Here is a 1,767-nt window from a genome sequence, read left to right on the forward strand (position 1 = left end):
GCAAGAAGCCGGCCGAGTACAAGGGCGTGGCCAAGTTCTTCGAATACCTGGCGCGGGCCGATGTCGCCTCGGAAAGCCACAAGCGCACCGGCTACCTGCCGGCCACCAAGGCGGCCTTTGTTGCTACCGAGGCCAGCGGCTTCTACAAGGCCAACCCGGGCAGCGACGTGGCCGTCAACCAGATGATCCGCAAGACCACCGACAAGTCGCGTGGCGTGCGCCTGGGCAACCACCCGCAGATCCGCACCATCGTCGATGAGGAATTCGAGCTGATCTGGGCCGGCAAGAAGACCGCGAAGGAAGGTATCGATGCCGCCATTCAGCGCGGCAACGAGCAGCTCGAAAAATTCGCTAGAACGGCCAAGCTCTGAACTGAGATGAGGCCCCCACGCTCGCCATACTCGCTGCCCCCCGAGGGGGCGCCAGTGCCCTCCGGACGGCCGAGCGGGCACTGACATGGCGCAAGAAAAACGCGTCGTCTTCCGCTCCCGCTGGCTGCCGTGGCTGCTGCTGGCGCCGCAGGCGGCGGTCATCGGCGTGTTCTTCTTCTGGCCGGCGGCCCAGGCGCTGCTGCAGTCGCTGCAGCAGCAGGATGCCTTCGGCCTGTCAACCGAATGGGTTGGCCTGGACAACTTCAAGGCGCTGTGGGCCGACGCGAGCTATCTCGACTCGTTCAAGACCACGGCGGTTTTCTCCTTGCTGGTGGCGGTGCTGGGCCTGTCGATTTCTCTGCTGCTGGCCGTCATGGCCAACCGCGTGGTGCGCGGCGCGGGCATCTACAAGACCCTGCTGATCTGGCCCTATGCCGTGGCGCCGGCCATCGCCGGCGTGCTGTGGCTCTTCATGTTCGCGCCGTCCATCGGCATCGTGGCCTATGGGCTGCGGGCCCTGGGCTACGACTGGAACCACCTGCTCAACCCCGACCACGCCATGACGCTGATCGTCATGGCCGCGGTGTGGAAGCAGATCTCCTACAACTTCCTGTTCTTCCTGGCCGGCCTGCAGTCCATTCCGCGCTCGCTCATCGAGGCGGCCGCCATCGACGGCGCCAGCCCCTGGCGGCGCTTCTGGGACGTGACCTTCCCGCTGCTCTCGCCCACCAGCTTCTTCCTGTTGGTGATCAACATCGTCTACGCCTTCTTCGACACCTTCGGCATCGTCGACGCCGCCACGCAAGGCGGCCCCGGCAAGGAGACGGCCATCCTGGTCTACAAGGTCTATCACGACGGCTTCAAGGCCCTGGACCTGGGTGGCTCGGCGGCGCAGAGCGTGGTGCTGATGGTCATCGTCGTCAGCCTGACCATCCTGCAGTTCCGCTTCGTCGAGAAGAAAGTGAACTACTAGAGAAGGTACCCAAAGGCCCGACATGCCCGCTCATCCAGCCCAGACACCCCCACTMGTCGTTGCAAATGCTCGCCGTAGCACGAGCTACGGCTGTGCTTTGCGCCTCGATTGGGGCCGCCTGTCCCGTCTGCTCGGTCACGCCGAGCCTCTGGGTACCTTCTGATGGTCGAAAGAAAACCCTGGCTGGACTGGCTGGCCCACGCCATCCTGGCTCTAGGCGTGGTGGTGGTGGCCTTTCCGCTCTACATCACCTTCGTCGCCGCCACCCACACGGCCCAGGACATCGTCCACGCACCCATGCCGCTGCTGCCCGGCGGCCATCTGCTCGACAACATGGCCACGGCCCTGGGCGGCGGCACCGGTTCGGGCTCCAGCGCGCCGGTGGCCCGCATGATGTGGGTGAGCTTCGTGACGGCCATGGTG

At 65.3% G+C, this 1,767-nt stretch carries 1 protein-coding gene and 2 pseudogenes; all 3 read left to right on the forward strand.

Features of this window, described 5'->3' with window-relative positions; all coding sequences use genetic code 11:
- Positions 1-371: pseudogene (locus ACXJKR_RS31485) on the forward strand (sn-glycerol-3-phosphate ABC transporter substrate-binding protein UgpB); the annotation flags it as partial.
- 85 nt (positions 372-456) lie between these two features.
- The gene (gene ugpA / locus ACXJKR_RS31490; RefSeq protein ID WP_056204156.1) at positions 457-1,344 is read left to right on the forward strand and encodes a sn-glycerol-3-phosphate ABC transporter permease UgpA; all 888 of its coding nucleotides are present in this window, start codon (positions 457-459) and stop codon (positions 1,342-1,344) included.
- A 162-nt stretch (positions 1,345-1,506) separates the two neighbouring features.
- Positions 1,507-1,767, forward strand: a pseudogene (locus ACXJKR_RS31495) (glycerol-3-phosphate transporter); the annotation flags it as partial.

It is taken from the genome of Roseateles sp. P5_E11 (assembly GCF_054049355.1).

Excerpts from the sequence above, each read along its gene's own strand:
- ugpA (WP_056204156.1), top strand. The coding sequence starts at position 457 with ATGGCGCAAGAAAAACGCGTCGTCTTCCGCTCCCGCTGGCTGCCGTGG.